This is a genomic window from Streptomyces sp. NBC_01571 (assembly GCF_026339875.1).
GTDB lineage: Bacteria > Actinomycetota > Actinomycetes > Streptomycetales > Streptomycetaceae > Streptomyces.
Map to the genome: position 1 here is coordinate 7,498,165 of NZ_JAPEPZ010000001.1, position 24,264 is coordinate 7,522,428.

At 68.5% G+C, this 24,264-nt stretch carries 16 protein-coding genes and 1 pseudogene; 8 read left to right on the forward strand and 9 right to left on the reverse strand.

What is annotated here, in order from left to right:
• Positions 1–455 precede the first annotated feature (455 nt).
• The 5 genes from OHB41_RS33745 to OHB41_RS33765 all read right to left on the reverse strand — a co-directional run bounded on the left by OHB41_RS33745 (position 456) and on the right by OHB41_RS33765 (position 6,778).
• Positions 456–1,055 carry a hypothetical protein gene (locus OHB41_RS33745; protein ID WP_266702225.1) on the reverse strand — a complete coding sequence of 200 codons (600 nt, stop codon included), beginning with the start codon at positions 1,053–1,055 and terminating at the stop codon, positions 456–458.
• Complete coding sequence (locus OHB41_RS33750; protein ID WP_266702227.1) at positions 1,052–1,471, reverse strand: NucA/NucB deoxyribonuclease domain-containing protein; 420 nt, start codon at positions 1,469–1,471, stop codon at positions 1,052–1,054. Before OHB41_RS33750 ends, OHB41_RS33745 begins: the two co-directional genes overlap by 4 nt.
• A gap of 134 nt (positions 1,472–1,605) precedes the next feature.
• Positions 1,606–2,019, reverse strand: coding sequence for a contact-dependent growth inhibition system immunity protein (locus OHB41_RS33755; protein ID WP_266702229.1), 414 nt, complete (start codon positions 2,017–2,019; stop codon positions 1,606–1,608).
• A 62-nt stretch (positions 2,020–2,081) separates the two neighbouring features.
• Complete coding sequence (locus tag OHB41_RS33760; protein ID WP_266702231.1) at positions 2,082–6,398, reverse strand: polymorphic toxin type 28 domain-containing protein; 4,317 nt, start codon at positions 6,396–6,398, stop codon at positions 2,082–2,084.
• Positions 6,395–6,778 (reverse strand): hypothetical protein, encoded by a 384-nt coding sequence (locus OHB41_RS33765; protein WP_266702233.1) that lies wholly within the window; start codon positions 6,776–6,778, stop codon positions 6,395–6,397. The genes OHB41_RS33760 and OHB41_RS33765 overlap by 4 nt, the downstream gene beginning before the upstream one ends.
• A 1,564-nt stretch (positions 6,779–8,342) precedes the next feature.
• On the opposite strand from OHB41_RS33765, the pseudogene OHB41_RS33770 reads away from it, so the two are divergent.
• Positions 8,343–9,230 (forward strand): annotated as a pseudogene (locus OHB41_RS33770) (winged helix-turn-helix domain-containing protein).
• A 917-nt stretch (positions 9,231–10,147) separates the two neighbouring features.
• On the forward strand, positions 10,148–10,810 hold the full coding sequence (locus OHB41_RS33780) for an LbetaH domain-containing protein (protein ID WP_266706338.1): 663 nt from the start codon (positions 10,148–10,150) through the stop codon (positions 10,808–10,810).
• On the opposite strand, the gene OHB41_RS33785 is transcribed toward OHB41_RS33780, so the two are convergent.
• A complete protein-coding gene (locus OHB41_RS33785) occupies positions 10,788–11,777 on the reverse strand; it encodes a translation initiation factor 2 (RefSeq protein ID WP_266702239.1) in 990 nt (329 codons plus the stop codon). The two genes, OHB41_RS33780 and OHB41_RS33785, sit on opposite strands and share 23 nt — an antisense overlap.
• A 63-nt stretch (positions 11,778–11,840) precedes the next feature.
• Between OHB41_RS33785 and OHB41_RS33790 the strand changes: the two genes are divergently transcribed.
• From OHB41_RS33790 to OHB41_RS33805, 4 genes are read left to right on the forward strand one after another with little or no spacing between them, the layout of a single operon-like run.
• Positions 11,841–16,340: a WD40 repeat domain-containing protein gene (locus OHB41_RS33790; RefSeq protein WP_266702241.1), complete on the forward strand. Its 4,500-nt coding sequence runs from the start codon at positions 11,841–11,843 to the stop codon at positions 16,338–16,340.
• Positions 16,341–17,720, forward strand: a complete 1,380-nt coding sequence (locus OHB41_RS33795; RefSeq protein ID WP_266702243.1) for a lipase family protein — start codon at positions 16,341–16,343, stop codon at positions 17,718–17,720. It abuts the gene before it with no gap.
• 13 nt (positions 17,721–17,733) lie between these two features.
• Positions 17,734–19,677 (forward strand): pentapeptide repeat-containing protein, encoded by a 1,944-nt coding sequence (locus OHB41_RS33800; RefSeq protein WP_266702245.1) that lies wholly within the window; start codon positions 17,734–17,736, stop codon positions 19,675–19,677.
• On the forward strand, positions 19,674–19,976 hold the full coding sequence (locus OHB41_RS33805; RefSeq protein ID WP_526024994.1) for a PIN domain-containing protein: 303 nt from the start codon (positions 19,674–19,676) through the stop codon (positions 19,974–19,976). Before OHB41_RS33800 ends, OHB41_RS33805 begins: the two co-directional genes overlap by 4 nt.
• A gap of 743 nt (positions 19,977–20,719) precedes the next feature.
• On the opposite strand, the gene OHB41_RS33810 is transcribed toward OHB41_RS33805, so the two are convergent.
• On the reverse strand, positions 20,720–21,175 hold the full coding sequence (locus OHB41_RS33810; RefSeq protein ID WP_266702247.1) for an SGNH/GDSL hydrolase family protein: 456 nt from the start codon (positions 21,173–21,175) through the stop codon (positions 20,720–20,722).
• 81 nt (positions 21,176–21,256) lie between these two features.
• Here OHB41_RS33810 and OHB41_RS33815 point away from each other — a divergent pair, with 81 nt between their 5' ends.
• Together OHB41_RS33815 and OHB41_RS33820 are read left to right on the forward strand one after the other, a co-directional pair.
• Complete coding sequence (locus OHB41_RS33815; RefSeq protein ID WP_266702249.1) at positions 21,257–21,703, forward strand: sensor histidine kinase; 447 nt, start codon at positions 21,257–21,259, stop codon at positions 21,701–21,703.
• 37 nt (positions 21,704–21,740) lie between these two features.
• The gene (locus OHB41_RS33820; protein WP_266702251.1) at positions 21,741–22,361 is read left to right on the forward strand and encodes a DedA family protein; all 621 of its coding nucleotides are present in this window, start codon (positions 21,741–21,743) and stop codon (positions 22,359–22,361) included.
• 12 nt (positions 22,362–22,373) lie between these two features.
• On the opposite strand, the gene OHB41_RS33825 is transcribed toward OHB41_RS33820, so the two are convergent.
• The gene (locus tag OHB41_RS33825) at positions 22,374–23,528 is read right to left on the reverse strand and encodes an MFS transporter (RefSeq protein WP_266706340.1); all 1,155 of its coding nucleotides are present in this window, start codon (positions 23,526–23,528) and stop codon (positions 22,374–22,376) included.
• Positions 23,529–23,554: 26 nt separating this feature from the next.
• Positions 23,555–24,124 (reverse strand): Chromate resistance protein ChrB, encoded by a 570-nt coding sequence (locus OHB41_RS33830; RefSeq protein ID WP_266706342.1) that lies wholly within the window; start codon positions 24,122–24,124, stop codon positions 23,555–23,557.
• Positions 24,125–24,264 lie beyond the last annotated feature (140 nt).

The window sequence follows — 24,264 nt, forward strand, 5'->3', positions numbered from 1 at the left end:
ACCCCGACCGCTATCGGGGCGACAAGGGCAGTGACAGCCAACCGCCTGACGCCTCGGGAACCTTGACGCTCTGTCTCTCGTTGGCGCTTCATTGCGGCAATGTCGTCTTCGATGGCTTTGATCTTCAGCTCGTCGGTGCGTCGGTGCGTCGGTGCGTCGATCGGCGTCGTACTGGATCTCTGTCACCATCTCGGCGAGCCTCGCGCCGAGTGCCGCGAAGTCGGCACGTAGGTCATCGCGCATCTGCTGCACAGCCCGCGGCAGTTCCCATGGCGTGGGGTCCTGGCCCTGGGGCTCGGTCACGGCGCCGTCCTCCATCGTGGCCCCGTGCCGCGCTTCCAGTCTCAAGACAGGCCCACAATCTCCATGTCCGGGTTCCCGGCCATGAGGGGCGTGACTCGCTTCGGTTGGGGCAGCCGTGCGGGGCGCCCCAACCGAAGGCCCGCGGGCGCGGGTCAGGAGTAGTCGCCGTGTCCGGCCCGGCGCAGGATGTCGCGTTCCCGGCCGGTCTGGGTGTCGAGTGAGTCCTCGTGGTCGATGACGAGGGTGTCACTGGCCGGTCGGGCTCGTACCTGGGCTCCGTAGGCGTCGGTCGCCTTCACCAGGAGGGCGTCCTGGTGGGCGGCGGGCCAGCTTTGGATCAGGTAGGACTCCACGACGTCGTCCGTGCTCTGGTCGACAGCTGTGTCCCTGCCGAGCGCGTGGATGCGCAGCCGGTAGAGGCCAGGGCCCTGGGATGCCAGAGAGGGGAGATCGGCGGGGTCGTCCGTCATGGGTGTCACCAGCACTTCCCCGGAGGGGGAATGACATGGCATCTCAGCGATCTCTTCCCAGTCCGGAGCGGGGTCGGGTCGCTGGGAGTGCGGCTCGACCGTGACACGGACGCTGCCGGTGTGGATCCCGGTTGTCACCTCGATGGCGCCGCCGGCAGCGGACACGAGCCCGTTCTGGGTTGCGTCGAGGTCGTCGGCCACGGGCCCTTGCGGGTCCGTGATCTGGAAGAGGTGGTACTCAGCGCGTACCAGGGCTGTTGCTGTGGCCGGCTCATCGTTCACGGGGTTTGTCTTCCGGTCTCGTCCGACTGGGGTCTACCTGATCCATACAGGAACCGGTCTCCGTCGAGGACGCGGCTGTAGGTGTAGAAGCCGTTGAGCGCCCGGCCCGCATCCGTGTTCTGCGTGGCGTTGATCATCCGGCGGCTGAACGGACCGCCGCTGTATCGGGCGTCCTGCCACGTGCTGGCGAAGGGATACTCGTCGCACGACTTGCCCGAGGGGCGCGGCAGGCTGCTCGGGCAGGCTTTACTGCGGTTCTCGGTGATCTTCGAGCGGTTCGTGAGCCGCGTCAGGTAGTTCGTCGTGCCGTACTTGCCCGGCAGTCCGGTCGCCTGGGCGTCCTTGATGTGCTTGGCGAGCTCCGGCCACGGCCCCGCCAGGCTGTAGCTGATCACCGGGACCGCGCGGGTATTCACACAGCCGACCTGCCGGGGAGCGCCGGGCATGTCGTTGTCACAGCGGACATAGACAGTGGACAGTTTCGTGGCACCTGACGGCGCGACCCATTCCGGGTTGCTGAACCGCCAGGACGCGATGCTCCTTGTTCGGGCTAATGCGGAAGGGATGCCCGAAATCTGTCGGCGTCGTCTCTTAGATAGGGAGAAAGCTCATCGCCAAGCATGTCGAGTACACCCTTGATGTCTTGGGCGAGCTCTGGTGCGTCGGCCCATGTTGTGGCGTTGCGCGTAAGCACTGCGGTCAACAAGTCATCGTCGAACCAGCCGCCGGCCGTCACTTCTGCAGCCTCGCTCCGCAATACCTCCACTCCCACAGGAAGCAGCCATGGCAGCCCGACACCCTGTCCGATGAGTCTGGCCAATTGCTCCACCGTCAAATCGCTGATCGGACTCTTCCGCAGAGCGTGCACTGCTCGTACAAGCGCCGTGGCATCACTGGGTGGGTCGGGCCACCGACGCCCTTCGAGGTCCTCGATGGAGCGGCTTCGATCAAAAGACAGGTTCATGAGTGGCTCTTCTTGAAGTGATGCAGTGACAGTCCGAGATGGTGAGACGCGCCTCTCGGACTCTATCTGTGGCCGATCGAGGCGAGGAATCCGTTGAGGCGGTCGAGCAACCGAACGGTTTCCTTGTGCTTGCTCACCAGAACATCGATGCCACGAGAGGTGAGTGTGTCCGGCGGGTTCTGGATCTCCGTGTCGAGGACCCTGCGGATCTTGTCGAGGCCGTTCCGGGCCTGCTTGAGGTCCGCGATGTGGTCGAAGGGCGTGCCGTCAGCCTTCCTCGCGACCACCTCACCGTTCGCCTCGCGGCGCGCGGCGTTGTAGTGGTTGTGGTTCGGCTGTGAGTTGATCTCGCCGACAGGATCCTTCTTGATGTTTTCGAGTTTCTCGAGCGCACGCTGCGCGCCGGTACTCAGCCCCAGTTCGCAGGGGTTGAGCCCCAGAGGATCACCCCAGGTGAGGGGGTTATGCACGTAGGTCGAGGGATTGGGTGCAGGGGTCAGCCCAAGAGGATCCAGACTGAGGTAGCGGGCGGTGTCAGGGTCGTAGTAGCGGAAGTAGCTGTAGTGACTTCCTGTCTCCGAGTCGAAATACTGCCCAGCGAAGCGAAGGGGGCAATCCACTGCAGAGTCACTGCCCGTTGGAGCGGAGAGGGGATTTCCCCAGAGTGTGGTCCGTTGTTCCCATGGCACTTGGCCATCCGTGGTGACAAGCTCCGTCGGGCTCCCAGCGGTGTCCGTAATAACGGCATGGAATTGCGGGGTCAGGTGGCCTTCTCCGTTGTCATGCGCGATCTGAGCCAGGAAGGACGTGCCGGAAACACGGCGTTGATGGGTGATCTGCGTGAGCGGAACGTGCGTGCCAGGGGCGTAGTCCCAGGACGTGGCCCGACCACCTGAGGCGAGTTGCTCGCAGAGACGCGCGTCGTCCCAGACGAAATCTGTGCGTTCCGTTTCCGATCCGTCGTCCGCCACACGGTACTTCGCGATACGACGACCGCGCGGGTCGTACACGTAATGCCACTGCTCGCTCGTCGGCGTCGTCAGCCTGGTCAGCCGATCCTGGGCGTTCCAGGTGTACGACCAGGTCAGACTCCGCCCATTGAGGAGCTTACGAATCTTGCGGACCATGCGGCCTTGGGCGTCGTACTCGTATCGAGTCCGGCCCGCACGACGGATCAGCGTTCCTTCGAACACCCGCTCCTCGGATTCCTCGCTGTCCGGAGCTGTGGCCCGGGTGAGGTTCCCTGCGGTGTCGTACGCGTAGGTCTCGGACCAGCCGTAAGCACGGATGCGTGACACTCGACCCATTGAGTCGAGGTCAAACTTCCGGGTACCAGTGGTGAGTTCGCGGATCTCGGTGAGGTATCCGTCGGCGCGGTAGGTGTAGCTGCGATGTTGTAGGAATCGGTAGCTCTCGGAGCTGCCCGGTGCCGCCAGGGTTTGCAGGGTGAGACGGTCGGTCTTGTCCCAGGTCTGGGCAAGGATGAGATCGGCGCCGATGCGGCGTTCGATCTCGCGCCCCGCAGCGTCGTATGCGAACCGCAAGTTGCCATGTGCCGTGCGTAGTTCAATGGGTTGGCTTGCCGCATCGTAGGCCCAGTGAGTGCTCAACCCAGACGGTGTGTCACGCCTGGTACGGCGACCGAGCTCGTCGTAGGCGTACGCGACGGTGTGGTCGTTGACAGACTCTGTCAGAACTTGGCCGAGGTCATCGTAGGCAACGGCAAGTACCGCATCCGAGCTCACAGCGCGGATCAGACTGCCGTCCAGTCCGTATGTATAGGTCGTGGCGCGGCCCGCATGATCGACCTGTTCGGTGACACGCCCCCGTACATCGCGAGTGAAACGCAAGGTCTCTCCCGCTCCGTTCGTACGTGAGCGCAGAGCGCCTGAAGCGTCATGATCGTAGGCGAGGGTCCGGCCATTGAAGTCCGTCTCGGCAGTGAGTCGTCCGGCTTGGTCATAGGTGTACGACCAGGTCAGTCCTTGCGGATTGGTGACGCGGGTGAGGCGTAGCTCAGTGTCGTGGGTGAAGCAATATGTCGCGTCGTCAGGGTCGGTGCGGATGGCGGGGACGTCGAAAACGCCGTGTGCGTGGCGGACGACCTCGCCTGCTTGGTTGGTGTGCGACAGGAGGTTCCCCTCACCGTCCCAAGACCACAGCTCCTGTGTTTCATCCGGGTGTTGGATGCGCTGCGGTTTGCCCTCGATGGACCAGGACAGGCGGGTGCTGTGGCCGAGCGGATCGATGATCTCTGCGATTCGCCCGAATGAGTCCCTGTGGACGATCGTCGTGCGACCCAACTCGTCCGTGAGAGACAGGGGGAGTCCAGCCGGGTTCACGCTCATGGTGCGGGTGTGGCCCAGTGCATCCGTGATGGCGACCAGGTGGCCTGAGATGTCATATGAGTGGTGGGTCTCGGCGCCGAGTGGATCGGTGGTGGTGAGGAGGTTGCCGTGCTCGTCATAGGCGTGCAGCCAGCGAGCTCCCCCGGGCTCGACGACCTCGGTCGGCAGGCCGAGGTCGTTGTAGGACGCTTGCACCGCTGCGTCGTCAGGCAGCGTGACCCGTGTGAGGTGCTCGGCATCGTCGTAGGTGTAGCGGGTGGTGCGGCCGAGCGGGTCAGTAACCGTGAGTGGCTTGGCGCCGTGCTCGTCCCACTCAGTGCGGGTCATGTTGCCGAGCTGGTCGGTCGCCTCCACCACCAGGCCCTCAGCGTTGTAGCGATGGACGCTGGTGTGGCCGAGGGAGTCGGTGTACGTGGTAGTGGATGCGGCGTCGTTGTAGGCAAGGGTGCCGGAGAGGATGCCGTCGATGCCCTCGGTGCGGGTGACGCGGCCGCGCTCGTCGTAGACGTAGGAGAACCAGGTGCCGTTGCGATCGGTCCACTTGGTCATCCGGCCCGCGTCGTCGTAGGCGAAGGTGAGTGGCTGGCCGCTGGAGTTGATGACCTCGCTGAGGTTGCCTGCCACGTCGTAGCCGTAGCGCATCACCACGGTCCCGCCCTCGCGCATAGAGTCCGAGGTGTAGGCGTCGGGGTCCTGGTCGAGCAGGCGCAGGGCGGTGATGCGGGGGCCGTCGGTGTCGACGGCGACGTAGTAGCCACCGGAGTGACGCAGGCCCAAAGGAACGCCGCTCGTGGTGCGTTCGACGTCGATGCGCATGCCATTGCGGTCCGACCAAGCATCGACGGGCAGGTGGAAGGTGCCGAACGATCCGGAGGGGAAGGGGGTGGTGAACGTGCGGCTGACACCAGCGTCAGGATCGGTGACTGTCATGACACCGTCCGGCTTGCCGTCCCACTCGAGAGGCCAGCGCGGGCCGGTCACCGGAAGGGTGGGCACGCCGGGCTCAGGCACCCCGTAGACCAGGCGCATGCCGTCAGCGGCGGCGAACACCACGCCCTCGCCATCGATCTGCACGCACTCGTCCAGCGTCGATATCCAGGTGGGGCCGAAGCAGACGCCGCCGCGGTAGGAGGACAGGTGGGTGCGCTGGAAGACGAGCGGGAGGGTGGCGGGCAGGGTGAGGTCGGTGGCCATCATCAGCATTGCGCCACTAGCCACGTCGATCGGCTCCCCCACGCAGGGGATTCGCTCGCCGTTGCGGGCCGCCGGGCCAAGCTCCACCAGATCAGGGCGAAGCGAGGGCGGGCGCATCAGCAGCTCCGCCTTGGACAGGCTCGGTGACACCCCGGCCCGCAGGACGCCGCTGCCCGCGCCGAGCGCGCCGCCGAAGATCATGCCGTCCTGGGCGGCCTGGTTGACCTCGTCCAGACTGAAGCCCTGTTGCAGGCCGGCGGCCATCTTCAGCGGCTGGGCCACCGCGGCGTCGATGGTCACGTTCTCGACGCCGGCGAAGGCGGCCGTGATCACGGTCTCAGCCGCGATCTCGGCGATCGTGGTGGACACGGCGACACCGAGCGTGGCGCCGAGTTCGATGACGGCGTCCGCGGCCGCCGCGGCTGCTCCGGAGGCGAGACCTGCGGTGAGGAAGGCGACAGCGACCCCGCCGGCGATCACGGCCGCATCGATGGCGATGTGCTCCCAGAGTTTGTGGATGGCGTCATCGATGGCGTCGGCGAACTTGTCCAGGAACTTGGCCATGGCCCGCGCCGAGTCGGCCAGGTCGCCAAGCCAGCCGGCGTCCTTGCCCTTGGCATACTGCGACCAGAACTTGTCGAACGCCTCAATCGACTCGCCCTTGTTGTGGTGGATGAGCGAGCGCGCCGTCGAGTTCGTCGGACCGCGTACGTCGTCGACCGACTCGGCGAACGTCCGCCAGGCCGTCGCCGCGCTGCGCAGCGTTCCAGAGTTGGCGTCGGGCCACCACAGGCCCATCTTCAGGAGGATGTCCTTGGCTTTGTCCTCGATGCTCATCGCTCACCCGCACTGTCGCCACTGCCCTGATGTGGGACCTTCACCTTGGTGAACATGCTCCTGACCAACTCATCGTTGGCGACGTGCCCGTCGGACAGGTCGACCAATGCCTCATGGATGCTCGTGAGGCCGAGCACGAGAATCCCCGCCGCGCTCTCGATCTTCCTCTGCTGCGGCGCGTAGACGTCCTCGAACTCCTTGCCCTGTTTGTCGTCACCCCAGGGCTTGCCCAGTCCGTCCAGCGTCGTGATCAGCGTGGTCAGCGCCTTGCTCAGGTTCTTGGCCTGCTCCTGGAACACGGGGGCCGCGCTCTTGATGTCCGCGGTCCTGATGTGCAGGACCATCTCCGGGGTCTTGCCGCCCCCGCTGTCGTCACTCATGCAAACCCTCCCCGTCGCACGCACATGCGACAGCGACCCTAGAGCCTCGGTCTCAACAGAAGGTCAAGTCGATGCCATGCGTCGGCAATGGGCGGCGGCATAGTGTCTTGTCGGACGCGCCTCAGCGAGGTTTGCCTGCCCGTCGTCGAGCTCGGAAGGGACGGCGTGAGGTCCGACCTCGACGCCGTGCGGATCGGGACCATGCACCGCTTCAAGGGGCTCGAGTTCCAGTAAGTCGTCCTCACCTCCGTGGAGGAGGGCCAGATCCCGCACCAGTTCATCGAATAGGACCGGCTCACCAGCCCCGAGGGGTACCCGCAGGAGGAACTCCGGCCGCGTTCCCTGGTGTTCGTCGGCGCCACCTGTGCCCGGGACCAACTCGTGCTTACCTGGAGCGGAACGGCCAGCCGGTTCCTGCCTCGGGACGCCGACGCGACCGTGTTGCGCGCGACGGACCTGCTGCGCCACGACGGACCGCCGCCTGATGCGGAGCGGAGGCCGCGATCCGCGACAGGTGGGAGTGGGGCAGCAGCGAGCGGCAACGGGGCGGCGAGCCGGATTCCGCTCCTTCCGCTTCGAACACTGCCGCCGTTCCCGCCCAGGTGGTCGGCCTCGGGCCGGGCAGCCGGTCGCCGAGGTGGCAGGGGGCGCCGGTTCGGGCGCGACCGGCCAGAAGTCACTGTGGCGTGAACCCCTCCTCTGCTTCCGCGCCCTCGTCCTCGCCGACCGGACCGGTTCGCGCGCCTCGGGGACTGGGGAAAGCAATGGTCCGTCGGCCAAGCTGTCACCGCAGCAGAAGATTGTGTACGGTCAGCTTGGAGACAGCGGAAATGTAATTCTGCGGACCGATCAACTGGGCAGTTGGGGATTGAAGAGTGGCGATTTGCTCCCGCAGGCTGACGTCAACATGATCCTTTATGGCGGGGCGAAGGCGTGGTAAGGGAGCCGGGAAGCTGGTAGTGCTAGGCGCTGAACCTTATTGCCCACGAGGCGAGGTGAGTGAGAGATGAGCTACGACCTGGCGGTTTGGCAAGGGGCTGCGCCGTCCACTGATCGCGAAGCGGCTAGGGTGCATAATCGCCTGTACGATGAGTATCTTGATGGCGATGAGCTGCTCCCTGCGGTAAGCGCTATCGCTGACTTCTTGGGCGTCCTTACTGAGCGTTGGCCCGATAGGGATATCGGAGACGATACGCCTTGGGCTTCAACGCCGCTTTCCCGAGGGGCCAGTGGGCCGTATGTTTACATCACGCTTGCGTGGGGTAGCGCAGATATCGCTTCTGCCTATGTAGCGCAGGTTGCCAACAGATTTGGATTGATCTGCTTTGACCCTCAGGTGAAGGCGCTTAGGTCAGGCTAGTTTCAACTCCCTTTTGAGGGAATCTGAGGATTCTCAAATTGGGTTATTTTCGATCACGTGAAATATTGGCATATCCCGTATAGCGGTCGATAGTGTCAGCAAACTGAAGCCCCGTCAGCTAATGTCCTGGCGGGGCTTCTGTGCGGGGTGACGGGCGTAGTTATTGTCCTCGGCTCGCCAGGGTGAATCTTGGCGAAGTGGCTGATGGGATTAGAACTGTGCCTGTATCCGGTGGTGTGTGAGATATGGCGATGGCTGACCGCCGAGGGGCGTCGGCGGTCAGGAGTCGGTACGGACGCGGGTGGCCGAGTTGTTCGAGCGGAAGACCAAGGTGTTGTGGCACCAGTTGTGGCGGGACGGTGGCGCCGAGGCTCTGACCTCCCGTGGGGCGAGTGGATCGCGGTGCCGGCTGTCCCCACGCTGTCTGGAGAAACTGGCCGCCTACACCGATGAGGGCCCGGCCGTACACGGCTGGGTGGAGGACCAGGTGTGGACCGCGGCGCGTGTGGCCAGCCTGATCGGCAGGAAGTTCCACGTCTCCTACAGCGTCTCCGGGGCGACGAGGTTGATGCACCGGCTCGGCTTCAGCCCGCAGGTTCCCGCACGGCGGGTCGCCGAGCGCGACGAGCAGGCCGTCACCACGTGGAAGGAGGCGACGCTACATCTGCTTCGAAGACGAAGCTGTTTCACCCGGAAGCCGCCGCGGGGACGAACCTGGGGCAGGCGCGGGCACACCCCGGTCGTGACCGTCAGTGGTCGATGCTCGGGGCGCCTGTCCGTGGCGGGGCTGATCGCGATGCGGCCGGGCTCCCGGACCTGGCTTTGTCACCGTCTGCGCACCCACCCGGCGGGCAAGGGCGAGCGCCGCAGCATGGGCGAGCGGGACTTCATCGCACTTGTCGACGTGGGCTCATTGCCGAGCGTGAGTGGCTGACGGTGTTCCTGCTGCCCGCCTACTCGCCCGACCTCAACCCGTCGAGTGGGTGTGGGCGCACGTCAAGCGACAGCCTGGCCAACCTCGCCGTCGTCGCACTCGACCGGCTCAAGGCCCTTGTCCGCAACCGGCTCAAACGCCTTCAGTACCGGCCCTGAACCGCGCGGATGCGGTGAACTTGGCCCTTGCCGCTGAGTGCGACACCAAGGCTGTGCTCACGCTCGACGGTCGCGGTCTCCGGGCTGCGCGCCCGTGGGCCGGACATAAGGTGCTCCGGGTGCTGCGCGACGACCTTCCGGGCTGAATCGGACGGTGCCTCGTTGTGCCGTCGGATTCCGTCGGTCGTGACGCTCGTATGACGCTCGCGGCCCTCACGGACTCCCCGGCGGGGTGCGAAACCCTACCTGACCTGGAGTTTTTCGGATGCGGTTCCGGCCGACACTTTTCCGATGACGTCGCACGTGGAGTGCGTTGCCATCCTTGAACCGGCCGTCAAGGGCGCCTGACCTGCGGGTTTTGGTGGTGTGCGTTATGTGCCGGGTGGGCGTTACGGGCGATATCTTGAGAGTGGCCGCAGGTCGGGGGCGCTGTGTCGGGGCCGTTCGGGTGGCGTGCTGCCAGCGCCGTCAGCGAGGCGTTCAGCAGCGTGCTCAAGGTCGAGTACGTCCACCGGCACACGTTCGCCACCCGCACCGAGGCCCGGCTCTGGATCGCAACCTGGATCACCGGCTACGCACCGACTACACAGCGTGTGCGGGCATCAGAGTCCGATCGACTACGAGTGCGACCATCGAGCCAACTCCGCCTTGGAGCTGGCTGCTTAGAAGATCTCCACAGTCCGAGGGGATTGACATCGTGAGGCACCCGTCACGGGACGGCTGCCGGAATCACCGCGCCGGCGTCGACGGCACCGGTACCGTTTACCGATGGGCGCGGCCGAATGCCCGGTCGGCCGGAGAGTGATGGGAGCAGCGTGTCACACGGCGTCAGGCTGGCACAGCAACGACGGGACCGTGACCTCCGAATACGTCACCGCGCCGGGTCGGCCCCACTCGCCCCGCAGGATCTGCTGATCATCGGAGTGGGCGGGATGGGCCGTGCTCTCGCATCCATGTGCGTTCAGGACGCCGACGAAGCAGGCACGCGACGCTGGAGGGTACGGGGCTTCATCGACGAGGACACGAAAAGCCACGGCACCTGGTTCGAGGGCTTTCCGGTCCTCGGTGGATTGGAGATGGTCGACCGCTACCCGGGGGCGCGTCTGGTGATCTCGATCTGTCATGTGAATCACCAGGGCGCGCGCCGCAGGATCGTGGAGACTCTGGGACTTCCGCCGCACCGGTACCCGACGATCGTTCATCCCACCGCGGTGGTCGATCCCAGCTGCACCCTGGGACACGGCACGGTGCTGATGCCCATGGTCTGCGCGCTGCCGGGTGTCACGATCGGCGATCACGTGATGGTGCGGCCGCACACGATGATGGCGGTCGATGTCACGGTCCGGAACTACGGCACCATCGCCGCCCAGGTGTTTCTGGGGCGGTGTGCCGTGGTCGAGCAGGACGCGTACGTCGGAGCCGGGGCGAAGGTCAGGGAGTACGGCTCCGTGGGGCCAGGGGCTGTCGTCGGCATGGGGTCGCTCGTCCTCGGCCGCGTCCCCGGAGGGGAGGTGTGGGCGGGAAATCCCATAAGGCGTCTCTCCTCGGCCTCTTCGCTCACAGCCCGCGGTCGGACATGACCTTCTGCTCGGCTTTCTCCACGGTGATCCGGCCCGCCGGATCACCGCCTGCGCGCTCCACGGCACCGCGTACGAGGGCCAGATAGAAGAGGGTCGGCGCGCAGGGAGTCCACCGCTCCTCCGGTTCGTCCGCGATGAACCCGAGCACCGACTCCGGGTCCGCGTCCACGAACTCGAACCGGTCGTGTTCCCACTTGTCGGTCACGCCGCGCGTCCAGCGAAGGCGCAGCGTCGGCTCGTCGAGCTCGGGTACCACCGCACGGAAGAACGCCGCCCACTGGTGATTGACCAGATCCAGCCCGAATCCGAGCAGTTCCACCTTGGTCCTGTCGCCGTCGTACACGGCGAGTTCCTCGAAGAGGGCTCGGCGCGCCACCGCGTGCAGGCTGACCGGGCGGCCGTCCCGGGGCAGATCGTGCTGCTGAGCCATCCCCTCGTTCGCCGAGGAGTTCCACCGCGCGTTGTTCGGTCCGGCGACCTGGGCACTGCGCCGGGAGAACAGCATCTTGCCGTCCTTGCCGGTCTCCAGAGCCACGTTGATCCCGAAGCTGCAGTTCATCCAGGACGGCGCGTCGGCCGGGTCGCGGCCTTCCAGGTATTCCTTGCGCAGAGTGCGGCCGTTCTTCTGCCGGCGGTCCAAGTTGAGCGAGGTGGTGAGGAAGTCGAAGTAGTCGGCGTCCCGCAGGGTGAGGGAGACAACGGGCTCCTCCGCCAGATGCGTACGGGTGACCACCACCCGTTCCACCGCGAAGCGCGCGTTGTTCCAGCGGTGCGGGAGCCCGGCCGCCTCCTTGCGCTCCTCCTCCACCTCGATAGACCTCCGCCAGCCGGCAATCTCCTCGGGGAACTGCACGCGCCTGGGCGTGTACTTGATGCGGACGTTCTTCTCGTCGACGGGCCGGGTGCCGTCGCCCTCGAAGAGATGGCATCCCGTCGCCCGGCCGACCAAAGTGAATCTGTCTCGCATCGCTCTCACCGACTCCACCGTCGAATAAGCTGTGTTGGACACTTATGGGGGGCTGTCGGACTCATGGTACGAGAGAACACGAACGCCCGGCTGGCATCGGTGAAGTCCGAGCGGCGGTCGTCTTCCCTGGTCGGCACGATCGCCGTACCGGAGTACCTCCATCCGAGCGTGCAGGAACGCGAGAAGCTGCGCCGCCCGCATCTGCATGAGGTCCGTGACCGTTTCTCCGCGACCGCGCGGGACAAGCTGGGGTTCGGCGAGACCCTGCGGGCCGACCGGGACGGGGCGAGCCGGCGGCAGGTGTGGTCCGGGCTGGAGGAGTTCCTGGCCGCCAAGGCCGAACGCAAGCTCCTCTATTGGACGGGGCACGGCGTCCAACGCGGCGACCAGGGCTACTTCCTCGCATGCGCCGACTCGTGGCAGACGGGCGAGTTCGACCCCGACCGGGCGGTGTCCCTGCTCGACCTGGTGCGATTACTGCTGCGGCCCGAGTACGAGACGGACACCCTGCTGATCGTCGACGCCTGCTCCTCCCAGAGCTACAACTCCCTGGGTGAGGCGGTGCGGCACGCGGTGGAGCTGGAGCGGGACCCCGATGTGATCCGGGCGTGGGAGAGCCGCCGGAAGGGCTTCGCCGTCATCGGCACCTCGGGGGCGGACGCGCAGGTTTCGGCCGGCCGCTGGGTGACGTGGCTTGAGGAGGCGCTGGCGCAGCCGGAGTTCGTGGCGGACGACCAGGCGCGCCCGTTCGAGTCGTCCGCGCTGTATCTGCCGGTGCCGTATCTCTGCCGCGCCGTGGACGCGCAGGCCGTCGACGACGGTCTGGACGATCCCGCGCAGCGGCCGGACTGCCGTGAGGTCCGGGCACTGCCCAACAACTTCTTCGACAATCCCCACTACCACCAGACCGACCGGCCGCTGTACACGCCGGCCACGCTGACGCGGCGCAGGCCGTGGATCGAGGCCGAGCAGTTCGGTCTCGAGGAAGGCAGCCATCTGCATCACCATTTCGCGGGTCGGCGGGATGCGCTGAGTCGGATCGTGCGCTGGATGGACACGCACCCGATGGGGCTGCTCGCGGTGACGGGGCGGGCAGGCACGGGCAAGACCGCGCTGCTCGGCCGACTGGCGCTCACCTCCCTGCCGAGCTGGCGCGAGACGCTCGGTACGGATCTCGACCCGGCGACGCTGCCCCGGTCGGGCACGGTTCACGCGGCGCTGAGCTGCCGGGGGCAGTCCGCCCATTCGCTGGCCGCTCACCTGCGTGAGGTCCTGGCGGGCATCGACGGGGCGCCGCCGATGCCCGATGAACCCGTCATGTCGGAGACGTTCACCGACGCCTTCGAGGAGCTGGTCGGCCGGGCCGGCGCCGTGAACCTGCTGTTCGACGCGCTCGACGAAGCCCTCCCCGACCAGGCGTACATCATCGCCCGCCATGTCCTCGCCCGCTTGGCGAACATCCCCGGTATCCGGGTGGTCGTCGGTACGCGGGCACAACCCCGCCGCCGTACCACCGCGACGGCGGAAGAGGAGTCGCTGCTGGAAACCCTCGAGCTGAGCGTCGAACCGGTGGTCCTCGAGGACGACGAGGAAGCACGCGCGAGCATCACCGGCATGGTGCTGTCCGTGCTGGACACCGGGCACTCGCCGTATCGGGGGGATGCCGGCCGCGCGGACCGCGAGTGGACCGCCGAGACCGTCGCCGCGCAGAGCCACGGCTCGTTCCTGGTGGCCCGGCTGGCCGCGGCCGGGCTCGTCCGGCGGACCACGGCGGCCACCGAGTCCGAGTTGCTGGGATGGATGCGCCGCGGCGGAGTGGATCTGCACACCCGCCTGGCCGAGGAGACCCACCACCTCAGCAAGAAGCCCGGTGCGGAGCGCGCGCCCGAGGTGCTGCGGGCTCTGGCCGTGGTCCAGAGCCCGGGCCTGGAGCGGGAGGAGACCTGGCTGACGCTCGCGAACGCGCTGCGCGAGGACGGCAGGCCCGAACTCACCGTGGAGGACCTGCGGCAGGTGCGCCGCAGCGCCGACGGCGGCATCGTCGCCTCTCAGAAGGACGGTACAGGGCGGGTCCGCCATCAGCTCGCCCATCCCATGTTCGGTGAATACTTTCTCTCCAGCGCGGGGCTGACTGCCCGGGACGCACATCGCAGGGTGCTCGACGCGCTGCGCCCCCGGGCCGGCGCCGACTGGCGCGGCGCCGACCAATACACCCTCGATTACCTGGGTGCCCACGCCGCACAAGTCGGTCAGGACACCCTGCGGGAGCTCTTCGAGGACGTGGGTTTCCTGCTGCGCACGAACCCCGACGTCATGCTGCCGCTCGCAGCGGGCCTGGCCCGGGACTGCGACGGCGCCGCCCTGTACGGCAGGGTCGCGGGTTCCTTCGTTCGGACATCCGGCGAACCGCCGCCGCCGGTGCTGCTGGAGCGGAAGGCCCTGCTGAGCGCCACCGCCTTCGTCAGTCACCGCGATGGCACGTACCGGACGCTGCAGCGCACCGACGGCTTCCTGCCCTGGCAGGAGTACTGGACCGATGCCCCGCCGGATCCCTTGGAGTGGAGGCGTGCGGGTCCACTGGGCGGCGCGCAGGCGCTGAGCTGGCGGGCCGGTACGGGGGCGGCGGGGCTCGCCCGCACGGACACCTTGACGGCGGGCGGGCTGGGGGAGATCCAGACCCTGAGCCCGGAGTCGGGCGCCCGGCTGCTCACCCGCCGGCTGCCCCGGAATGGCGGGGAGCGAGGGCGCGCGCTCAGCGAGGTACGTGAGGTGGGCGCCGGGAGCGGCTGGGTCACGGTGGCCCGGGACGATCAGGCCGTGTACTTCTGGCGGGCGGGCGTGCGGACGCCGGACCAAGAGTACCGGTGGGGCGGCACCCTGCGGGCGTTGGCGGTGGCGGACGTCGAGGGTGAGGGTGTGGCCCTGGCGGCCGACGGGGACCGGGTCTGGGTCTGGTCCTGGCGTATCGGCCGGCACTTCGACACGCAGCTGCGGGAGGTGCTCACCGCCGACGTCCGGCAGCTCGCGGCGCTCTCCCTGGGGGCGCGGATGTTCGTCCTGGCGGCGGGCGCCGAGCGGGTCGAGCTGTTCGAGGTGCGCCGCACCCGCGACGGGGTGGAGCGTCTGCGCACCTGCCGGACCGACTCCGGGGTGTCCCCGGCGGCACCGACGATGGCTGCCGCGGCCCTTCCGGTTTCCTCCCGGCGAGGATTCCTCGCCGCAGCCGACGGGACCGCTGTGTATGTCTGGCGGTGTGAAGTGGTCGCCGACCGCGAGCCGGTCATGGACCTCGTGGCGACGTATCCGTCGAACGCACGCGGCGTGGCCTTCGGGCAGTACGGCGACGAAGTGCTGCTCGCCGGATACGAGGAAGTAGCCGTCCGTGTCTGGTCGGTCGGGCGACCGGGACGGGAGGCCACGCTCGATCTGAACGCCCCCCGTGAAGGCGCCATGGCGTTCGAGCCGGGCGGCCAGGGTCTGCTCGCGGTCGCCGACGGACCGTACATCCGGGTGGTGGACGTGGTTCCCGCCCTTGACGCCGGCTACGAGATCCAACGACGCGAGAGCAACGAACGTCCCGTCCTCGCCCTCGTCGGCGCCCCGGACGGTCCGGCCCTGCTGTGCCGTGCCTGGCACAACAGGCTTCGGGTCTCCCGGCCACGGCAGGGGGATCCGGCCGGCCTCCTGGCCCGGGAACTCGTCCATGAACGCCCGGTGACGGCGGTCGCCGCGGTGTGTACGGCCGGCGGCTGGACCGTGGCCGTCGCGGCCGGCCGGATCGTACGGCTGTGGCGTCTCGACGACAGCCTGGCGGTTGTCACGTACGAGGACATCCCGCTCGGCGGGGATGCCGGCCAGCCGGCCCGCGCTCTGAGCCTGGTCCGCGACCCGGCCGCCGGCACCCTGCGACTGAGCGTGGCGGATGACTTGCGGCTCGTACGCCACGAGGTCCCGGCCGATGTCTCGTCCGCGGGGAAGCCCGTGCCCGACATCTGGGCCGACCGCGGGTTCTGCGGGATCGACACGAGGATGCTGCGGGACGGTTCGTTCTGGATGGCCGGTGATCTGAGTGATCAGCTGCGGGTCTGGACGGAGAGCGAGCGCGGCGTCGAGCTGTGTGTACGGCTCTCGGCCAATCCCTCGTGTCTTGCCCTCGGGGAGCTGTACGACGACGAGGACGACGCCTCGATGCCCATGCTGGCCTGGGCCGAGCGCGGCAGCGTCTATGTCAAGGACTGCTCCGTCGACGAGAACGGCGAGAGCATGCACCCTCGGGAGCGGCTGCCGGGGAACTTCCCCGACGTGACGTCGCTGGTGTTCGCGGGGCCCGTGGAGCGGCCCGTGCTGCTGCTGTGCACCGCGGAGACCGTGTCCCGTGCGTGGGACCTCTGGTCCCGGGCATGGCTGGGCGGGCCGGGCATTCCCGCGCGGGGGTACACCGTGCACGCTGTCCGCACCGCGACGGACCCGGAGGGCCTGGTGATGGCATTACAGGGGGAGAACCGCTGTGACCTGATCCGTCTGCCGCACACATTCTTCGGCACGGGGACACGGGGAGAGTGAATGGAGCACGATCTGGTCGTCTTCGTCCCAGGGTTCTTGGGCACCCGGCTGCGCCGGGACGGCCTGGACGTCTGGGCGCGATGCAGTGAGCGGCTGATCGATTCGGCGGCCGCGGCGCTCACCGAGGTGACCCTCCCGCCGGGGCTGGGGGACGCGCCGCCCGATGGTCCCTTTCAACTCGACGCCGACGGGTTGCTGCAGGTCCCGGACTCCGTGCCGGGGCTGCTGTCCTGCATGGGCTATCCCGGCATCCGGGCCGCGCTCGGTGACCCGCCCGACGCGCAGTTCGTGCCGTTCGGCTATGACTGGCGGCTCTCCCACCGGCTGGTGGCACGGCGGCTGGCGGCGCGCGTGGCGCGCGAACTGGAGCGGTGGCATGCGGAGGTCGACGCGTACTACCCGGACCGGCCCGACGATCCGCGCGTCATTCTCGTCTGCCATGCGAGCGGCGGGCTGATCGGGCGGCACTATCTGGAGTGCGAGAACGGCCGTGAGACCGCCCGGACGCTGGTCATGCTCGGCACGCCGCAGCAGGGGCTGGCTCAGGCCGCCTGGCTGCTGGCCGGCGAAGCGGTCCCCGGCGCCGCGGGCCCCGGCGCGGACGTGGCCGCCCGGATGAACGAGGCGCTGCGCGACTGGGCACTCACCCTGCCCTCGGTCGCCGAGATGCTGCCGGTGTACCGCGCCGTGCGGGTCGAGGGAAAGAGCCGTGAGCGGCAGATCACCGACAGCCGCTCGCGGGTTCCCGGGCTGCCAGTCGACGCCATCCGCGCGGCGGGCGACTTCCAGGAGGATTTCCGCACGGCCTGCGACGAGCACCGGGGCACCGGCCCTCTCCCGTACGCCGTGCACTGTCTCGCCAGCGTCGACTTCCCGACTCCCCAGGCTCTCGTGCTCTCCTCCGACAGGTCGCGGATAGTGGACAGCCTGTCGGGGACCGGTGACGGCACGGTGCCGTACGAGTCGGCCGTCGCGGACTGGACGGGCACAGATCCCATGATGTGGACCGGCTTCCGCAACGCGGACCTGGCGAGCGGTCCCGCGCTCCGGGACACGATGCTCGCGATCCGTGCGGGACGCTCGCCCGGCGGGACGCTCGCCGGTGGTGAGGGCATCGTCCTGCGCTTTCCCCGGAACCCGGTCGCGGCCGGCCAGCCGTTCATGATCGAGCTGCTCGGACAGGACCTGCTGCGGCGCAATCTGCGGTCGTACGTATGGCGCTCGGGTCGTCCCGACAAGCAACCTGTCGTCTTCCGGCAGTACGCGTCCGACCGTTACCGGGCCGAACTGGAAGTCGCCACCGGGCGCTGGGTGGTCGAGGCATCGGTCGACCGGCCGAAGAGCCGGGACCGGAGGGACGTGACGGTCGTGACGGTATGAGACGGGAGCTGGGATGGCCGGAACCGATTCCCCCGCGTGGCCGCAGTGCGTCCACCTTGACGCGGGGGAGCGCTGTCGAGGGCGCAGAGTTGGCTCGTACACGGCCTGTCTGGCGCATCTCGACAGTGGCGAGCGGGCCGCCCACCTGGCCACGCTGACCCCCGGCGCCGACCTCGATCACCGGGGCACGCCCTTCACCCAGAGCCTGCTCGATGAACTCCTCGCGCCGCTCAGGGATTCGGGGAGCGGGCCGGCCCGGGTGGGTGAGGCGTCGTTCGACGAGGTGCGGTTCAGCGGCGACGCGGAACTCGGAGAGGTCGAGTTCGGCGGGCACTGCTCCTTCTCGTCGGCCGTCTTCGGCGCGGGGATGTACGTCCGTGAGGTGCGGGTCGGGGGTGACCTCCGGCTCGGTGCGGCTCAGGTCGCGGGAGATGTGTGGCTCGATGACACCGTCGTGGACGGTGATGCGTGGTTCTACGGGGCGCGGATCGCGGGGGCGTTGCATTTCGGTGTCCGGGTGGTCGGGCGCAGTGCGGTGTTCAAGGGCATGACGTGCGCAAACGCCTACTTCACGGGTGCTCGGGTGGAGGGCGCCGCTTCCTTCGAAGGGGCGGTCATCGACGGGGAGGCCGCCTTCGACGGCGTGGTCTTCGAGGACGGTGCCGAGTTCACGGGGGTCCGGATCGGCGGGCGGGCTTGTTTCGACGGCGCGCACTTCCACCGGAGCCGGGCTTGTTTCGACGGGGCGGACGTCGGTGGGGACATGCCGTTCGCCGGGGCCCACTTCGCGGCGGAGGTTACGTTCGAGGGTGCTGCGATCGGCGGTGACCTGGCGTTCCACGGGGCCCGGGTGAACGCCGGTGCGGTTTTCCGGCGGACGGGTTTCCGGCGTACCGCGCGGATCGGGCCGTTGGTCTGTACGGGAACGGTGGACTTCTCCGACGCCGTCTTCGAGACCGCGGTGACGGTGGAGGCTGCTGCGGCGGAGGTGTGCTTCCGGCGGACACGCTGGGCGTCCACCGCCGTGCTGCGGCTGCGGTACGCCGGGGTGGATCTGAGCGACGCCGTGCTGGAGTTCCCGGTGACGGTCGTCAGGCGACTCCGGCCTTTCGTCTCGCAGGAAGGCGGGCTCATCGCCGAACCGGGTCTCACCGATGCCCGGGTGCGTGTCACCTCGGTCAAAGGCGTGGACGCCGCCCACCTGGTGCTGGCCGACGTCGACTTGACCGGCTGTCTCTTCGTGGAAACCGTCCACCTGGACCAGCTGCGGCTCGAAGGCCGCTGCGTCCTGTCCCGACCGCCTGACGGGCTGCGCTGGATACGTCGCCGGACCCTCGCCGAGGAACACCACTGGCGGGCGACCCGGTACAGCGGCCTTTGGACGCCCGCGCCACCGGGCGTCGAGACGCATGAACCTGCCGTGCTCGCGCCGGTCTACCGGCAGCTCCGAAAGGCGCTCGAGGACAGCCGGAACGAGCCGGGCGCGGCCGACTTCTACTACGGCGAGATGGAGATGCGCCGGCATGACGCCGTGGCGTCCCGCAGCGAGCGGAGGCTGCTGCGGCTGTACTGGGCGCTTTCCGGATACGGCCTGCGCGCCTCGCGTGCTCTGGCCTGGCTGGTCCTGGCCATGACGGCCACTGTGCTCGCGATGATGCTGTGGGGTCTGCCGCAGTCCGACCCGGACCCGGTCAGCGTGGGGACCAAGGATGGCCACCGAGTGACCCTGACGACCAAGAAGCCGACGCCCGTCAACCCGAGAGGGCCGTACACAAGGCGTCTGTCGACCGCGCGGTTCGAGAAGTCCTTGAGGGTGGTGATCAATTCGGTGATCTTCCGAGCGTCCGGACAGGATCTGACCACCACCGGGACGTACGTCGAGATGACCGCCCGCCTCGTCGAGCCGGCCCTGCTCGGCCTTGCCGTCCTCGCCGTGCGTAGCCGCGTGAAGCGATGACGCGTGCACCGCTCGAGCTCGGCCGTGAAGCGGTGCTCAGCGCGGTCGACGACATCCGGCATTGGGTGCGTCGAGGCCGTGTCGTTCTGCCCGGGATCACGGAGGACCATCTGGGTGCCGCCCAGTCGGTGCGCGCCCGCTATCGCGACCTGGACCTCGCGGACGCGGTGAACGTGGCCCTTGCCGGCGAGTACGACACCGACGCGGTACTCACGCTCGACCGGCGCGATTTCCGGGCTGTGCGCCCATTGGGCCGGCACAGGGTGTTCCGGGTGCTGCCCGACGATCTTCCGATCTGATGCCGGATGATGCCAGGCCGTGCCGTCGGATTCTGTCGGTTGTGACGCTCGTATGACGCTCGCGGGCGCTCGTGGGCTCTCCGGTGGGGCGGGAAAACCTACCTGACCTGCAGTTTCCTGGACGCGGTTCTAGCTGACATCTTTCCGATGACGCATCATGTGGAGTGCGTGGCGATTCTTGAGCCTGCAGCAAAGGGCGTCTGACCTGCTGTTTTCTGATTTCCCAGGTTGTGAGCGGGTCGTGCCGACATGCGTCGCAGGTCCAACGCTTCGAGCGCGCAAGGTCTCCAATACTAGAGGTCTGACCTGGGGATTTACGGCAAAGCGATGGGCCCCATCGGGGTCGGCGACCGGCGCCGCTCACGTCTCCTGACGCCGGATCGACGCTCCGTCCCGTAGGTCCGGGCCAGCCCTTGCATCCTGGCGGTGGTGCGCGGAGACCGCGCCGCTGGTCGCGGTTGGGGAAGATCGGTGATGCGATGCTGGCAGTTGTATAGCTGGCCGACCCCCGGGCCGTCGCTGAACGCGGTCGGCAGGGGATTGACACCGACTGGTGCTGCTCTCCTCCATCCCTGTGGACCCCACCCATGTGCTGGGTCGGCTTCGCTCGCGAGGGAGGCCGGCAGATGGACACCGACCGATGCCGGTAACCGGCGGAGCGGCCCACCCGCATGAGGGTGGGCCGCTCCGCAGGTCCGGGTGGGCGCCGAGAGCTGTGGTGCCTCGCCGGGTGGTGTCCTGTGCTAGGCGTCTGGTCCGAGTGAGGCGAGGTCGTAGGCGTTGCTGATGGTGGTGTAGCCGTCCTGGGTGAGGTTGACGTGGTCGCCGGAGTCGAAGTCGGCGGGGGCGGCGTCGTCGCTCAGTTTCAGTGCTTGCGGATCCGCTGTGCTGGTGGGGTCGGTGACGGACACGATGGCCTCCGCGTCCGTCGAGCTCAGGGTCGGGGATGTGAGGTCGAATTGATCGGTGATCCAGGTGTTCGTGTCGATGCGGTTCTGGTCCACTGTGGTGGTGCAGGCGCTGTAGCCGTCGCAGGGCGTCAGGGTCGTGAAGATGACCTTGGTTCCCCAGCCCTTCAGCTGGTCGCGGAGGAGTCCGAGGGCGTTGTCGATGTCGACATCGGACAGCCACTGGTTGAAGCGTGAGGTGTTGTAGCCCGTGGTGCGGCTGTTGATGAGGCCGTCTCCGAGTACGGACACGGTGGGCGGTGATCTGAGGTGGTGACGTCCACTTCGGTGAGGATGTCGGAGAAGCGGCCGGAGGTGGTGCCGTCCCCTTGAATGCGGTGTCGGCTCCGCCGGCGAACTCACCGAGACCCTCCGTTCGGTGGACACCGAGGTCCAGCGCCTGATCGAACTCTCCAACGCTCTGCTGGACCTGGAGGAACTCGGCACCGCCCAGCGCCTCAGCCGGGCTCCCACCGACCTCGCCGACCTCGTCGGCGCCGCCGTCGCCCCCCCTCGCACGGCACTGGGACCGTCCGCCTCACGGCCGCCGTCCACGAGGGCAGGCTGCGGCTGTGCGTCACGGACGAGGGGAGCGGCTTCCCACCGGAGTTCCTGCCCCGGGCATTCGACCGCTTCGCCCGCGCCGAGGCCAGCCGCACCGGCGAAGGCTCTGGCCTGGGGCTCGCCTTCGTCCAGGCGGTGGCCACCGCCCACGGCGGCACCGCGCACGCCGAGAACACCGAGCACGGGGTCTGCGTCGTCCTCGCCCTGCCCTGCTGACCGGCACACGGGTTCGGTGGCCGCGTACGGTGGGGGCATGGCGCCGCCTCTTCCGGGCCCGCTCGCTCACCTGGCCCCGCTGCTCACCCACTACGGCTACTGGGCCGTCGGCGGTGTCGTCCTCGTGGAGGACTTCGGCGTCCCCGCGCCGGGAGAGACCATCCTGATCGCCGCCGGGATCTACGCGGGGGCAGGAGATCTGAACATCGTGGCCGTGGCGGTCATCGCGTTCGCCGCCGCCGTCGCCGGGGACAACGTCGGCTATCTGATCGGCAACACCGGCGGACGGGCCTTCGTGCACCGCTGGGGCCGCTACGTGTTCCTGACGCCGAAGCGCTTCCAGGCCGCCGAGGAGTTCTTCACCCGCCACGGCGGCAAGATCGTCACCGTCGCCCGCTTCGTCGAGGGACTGCGCCAGGTCAACGGCATCATCGCGGGCACCAGCGGCATGCCCTGGCGTCGCTTCTTCGTCTTCAACGCCCTCGGCGCCGCGCTGTGGGTCGGCCTGTGGGCGAGCGTGGCCTATGTGGCGGGCACTCACATCACCGCGATCTACGACGAGATCAGCCGCTACCAGCTCTACGCGCTCATCGCCCTCGGCGTCCTGGCCGCCGCACTCGCCCTCCGGCACGTACTGCGCCACCGGCACCAGGGCTGACCCGGAAACTGTTCAGCTTTCCGGCTCGGGTACGGCCGGCACCCGGCGACGGCGCACGAGCGGGGCCAGCGCGCCCACCCCGATCACGGCCGCGAGCGCCCCGTAGCCGTAGGTGAGGGTGGCGAGCGAGGCGACGGTGGCGACGAGCAGCGGGCCGCCCGCGTCGCCGAGTTCGCGGCCGAGTTCGGCGGCGCCCATGGTCTGGCCGAGGCGCTCCATGGGCGTGCCGGCGGCCAGCGCGGCGAAGCCGAGTGGCGTGATCAGCCCCGTACCGGCGCCGGTCAGGACGGCGGCGGAGAGGATGCCGGCGAGACCGGGCAGCATGGCGCAGGCCAGGCCGGCGGCGGTGAGCAGCAGCCCGGCGGTGAGGCCGGCGCGCGTCGTCAGCCGCCCCTCGTCCAGAGCGCGCCCAGCTCGCGGCTGGACCAGCGCTGCGGTCGCGGCGAGCACCGACACGGCGGCGCCGGTGGCGACCGTGCCCAGCCCTGCCACGCGGCCGGACACCGGCAGGAACCCGACCCCGACCGACAGCGCCGCGGTGGCCGCCGCGAGCGCGGCGGTCGGGCCGAGGAACACCGGTTCGGTGAGGCGGCGGGCCAGGTCGAGGACCGTCTGCCGGGCCTTGGGCAGCGGCGGTACGACGGGGACGGCGAGCCCGGCCCAGACGGCGACCGTCACGCCGAGCACCGCCAGTACGGCGAAGAGCAGGCGCAGCCCCCCGGCCCACACCAGGACCCCGCCGAGCAGCGGGCCGAGGGTGTAGCCGATCGACTTGTAGAAGCCGTAACTACCGAAGGCCCGGCCGTGCTTGGCGGCCGGGTTGAGGCGGGCCACCAGGGCCGAGGCGGACGGGGAGAAGGCGGAGGCCGCGGCTCCCTGTCCGAGACGGGCGGCCCAGAGCCGGCCGGGGCTGTCGGCGACGACGTACAGCGCGGAGGCGGCGGCGAAGGCGATCAGGCCGCCGAGCAGCACCGGGCGGGCGCCGATCCGGTCGGCGAGGGTGCCGAACACCGGCTTGAGGACCACCTCGGCGCCGTCGTAGAGGGCGAGGAGCCCGCCCAGCACCAGCAGCGAGGTGACCGCGTCCGCGCTGTGGCCGCCGAGGTTGGCGGCGATGCCGTGCGCGCCGAAGGCAGTAGTGAACCCGGCCGCGTACAGCGGCCACATCTGCCGGGCCGGAACGGGCCGCGCGGTCACCGGTCCGCCTCCGGGGTCCGGTGGAGGGCGGCGAAGACCCGCTCGGCGTAGTCCTCGCAGGCGGCGGTGCACTTTTTGAGCCGCTCGCCGGCCTCGGCCGCCTCCGGAGCGCCGAACACGTCGCGTGCGGTCAGGTCACGGTGCCAGCGCCGCAGCCGCTCCAGCGACTGCTCCTCTTCCTCCAGCTCGGCCAGCGTGAACTTGGCGATACGGATCTCCTTGGCCAGCTCCGCCTCGAACTTGCCGCAGTCCGCGAGGAACTCCGCCCAGTCCGCGGACCGCGCGGCCGTGAACATCGCCTGGAAGCTGGCCGCGTCCTCGGGTCCGCGTCCGGACGCGGTCAGGGCCACCGCCTGTCCGCCCGCCTGCTTCGTGAGCGCGATCGCCCGGCCGACACCGCCGGCGAAGACCGGCACGTCCGGAACGGCCCACACACCCTGCCCGAGCGAGAGCGCGCCGATCCTGCGCAGCTCCCGCCAGACCCCGACCCGGTGCCGCGACGGCTCCGCAGGCAGCTTCACCACGAGAACGAGCCACTGCCCCGTTGCCGCCTGCTTAGGGGACATGCGGGACCTGCTGGACTTGCGGGACTGGCTGGACACAGAAGGAAATGTAACGCCTGTTACCTGCCACTGAGTAGCAGTGATTCAGAGAGCGGCGGGTACGGCACCGCTGCCTGCCTGCCTGCCTGCCTGCCTGCCTGCCT

Excerpts from the sequence above, each read along its gene's own strand:
- OHB41_RS33825 (WP_266706340.1), bottom strand. The coding sequence starts at position 23,528 with ATGTGGCCGCTGTACGCGGCCGGGTTCACTACTGCCTTCGGCGCGCAC.
- OHB41_RS33815 (WP_266702249.1), top strand. The coding sequence starts at position 21,257 with ATGCGGTGTCGGCTCCGCCGGCGAACTCACCGAGACCCTCCGTTCGGT.
- OHB41_RS33800 (WP_266702245.1), top strand. The coding sequence starts at position 17,734 with ATGGCCGGAACCGATTCCCCCGCGTGGCCGCAGTGCGTCCACCTTGAC.
- OHB41_RS33765 (WP_266702233.1), bottom strand. The coding sequence starts at position 6,778 with ATGAGTGACGACAGCGGGGGCGGCAAGACCCCGGAGATGGTCCTGCAC.
- OHB41_RS33820 (WP_266702251.1), top strand. The coding sequence starts at position 21,741 with ATGGCGCCGCCTCTTCCGGGCCCGCTCGCTCACCTGGCCCCGCTGCTC.
- OHB41_RS33830 (WP_266706342.1), bottom strand. The coding sequence starts at position 24,124 with ATGTCCCCTAAGCAGGCGGCAACGGGGCAGTGGCTCGTTCTCGTGGTG.
- OHB41_RS33785 (WP_266702239.1), bottom strand. The coding sequence starts at position 11,777 with ATGCGAGACAGATTCACTTTGGTCGGCCGGGCGACGGGATGCCATCTC.
- OHB41_RS33795 (WP_266702243.1), top strand. The coding sequence starts at position 16,341 with ATGGAGCACGATCTGGTCGTCTTCGTCCCAGGGTTCTTGGGCACCCGG.
- OHB41_RS33760 (WP_266702231.1), bottom strand. The coding sequence starts at position 6,398 with ATGAGCATCGAGGACAAAGCCAAGGACATCCTCCTGAAGATGGGCCTG.
- OHB41_RS33755 (WP_266702229.1), bottom strand. The coding sequence starts at position 2,019 with ATGAACCTGTCTTTTGATCGAAGCCGCTCCATCGAGGACCTCGAAGGG.
- OHB41_RS33805 (WP_526024994.1), top strand. The coding sequence starts at position 19,674 with ATGACGCGTGCACCGCTCGAGCTCGGCCGTGAAGCGGTGCTCAGCGCG.
- OHB41_RS33790 (WP_266702241.1), top strand. The coding sequence starts at position 11,841 with ATGGTACGAGAGAACACGAACGCCCGGCTGGCATCGGTGAAGTCCGAG.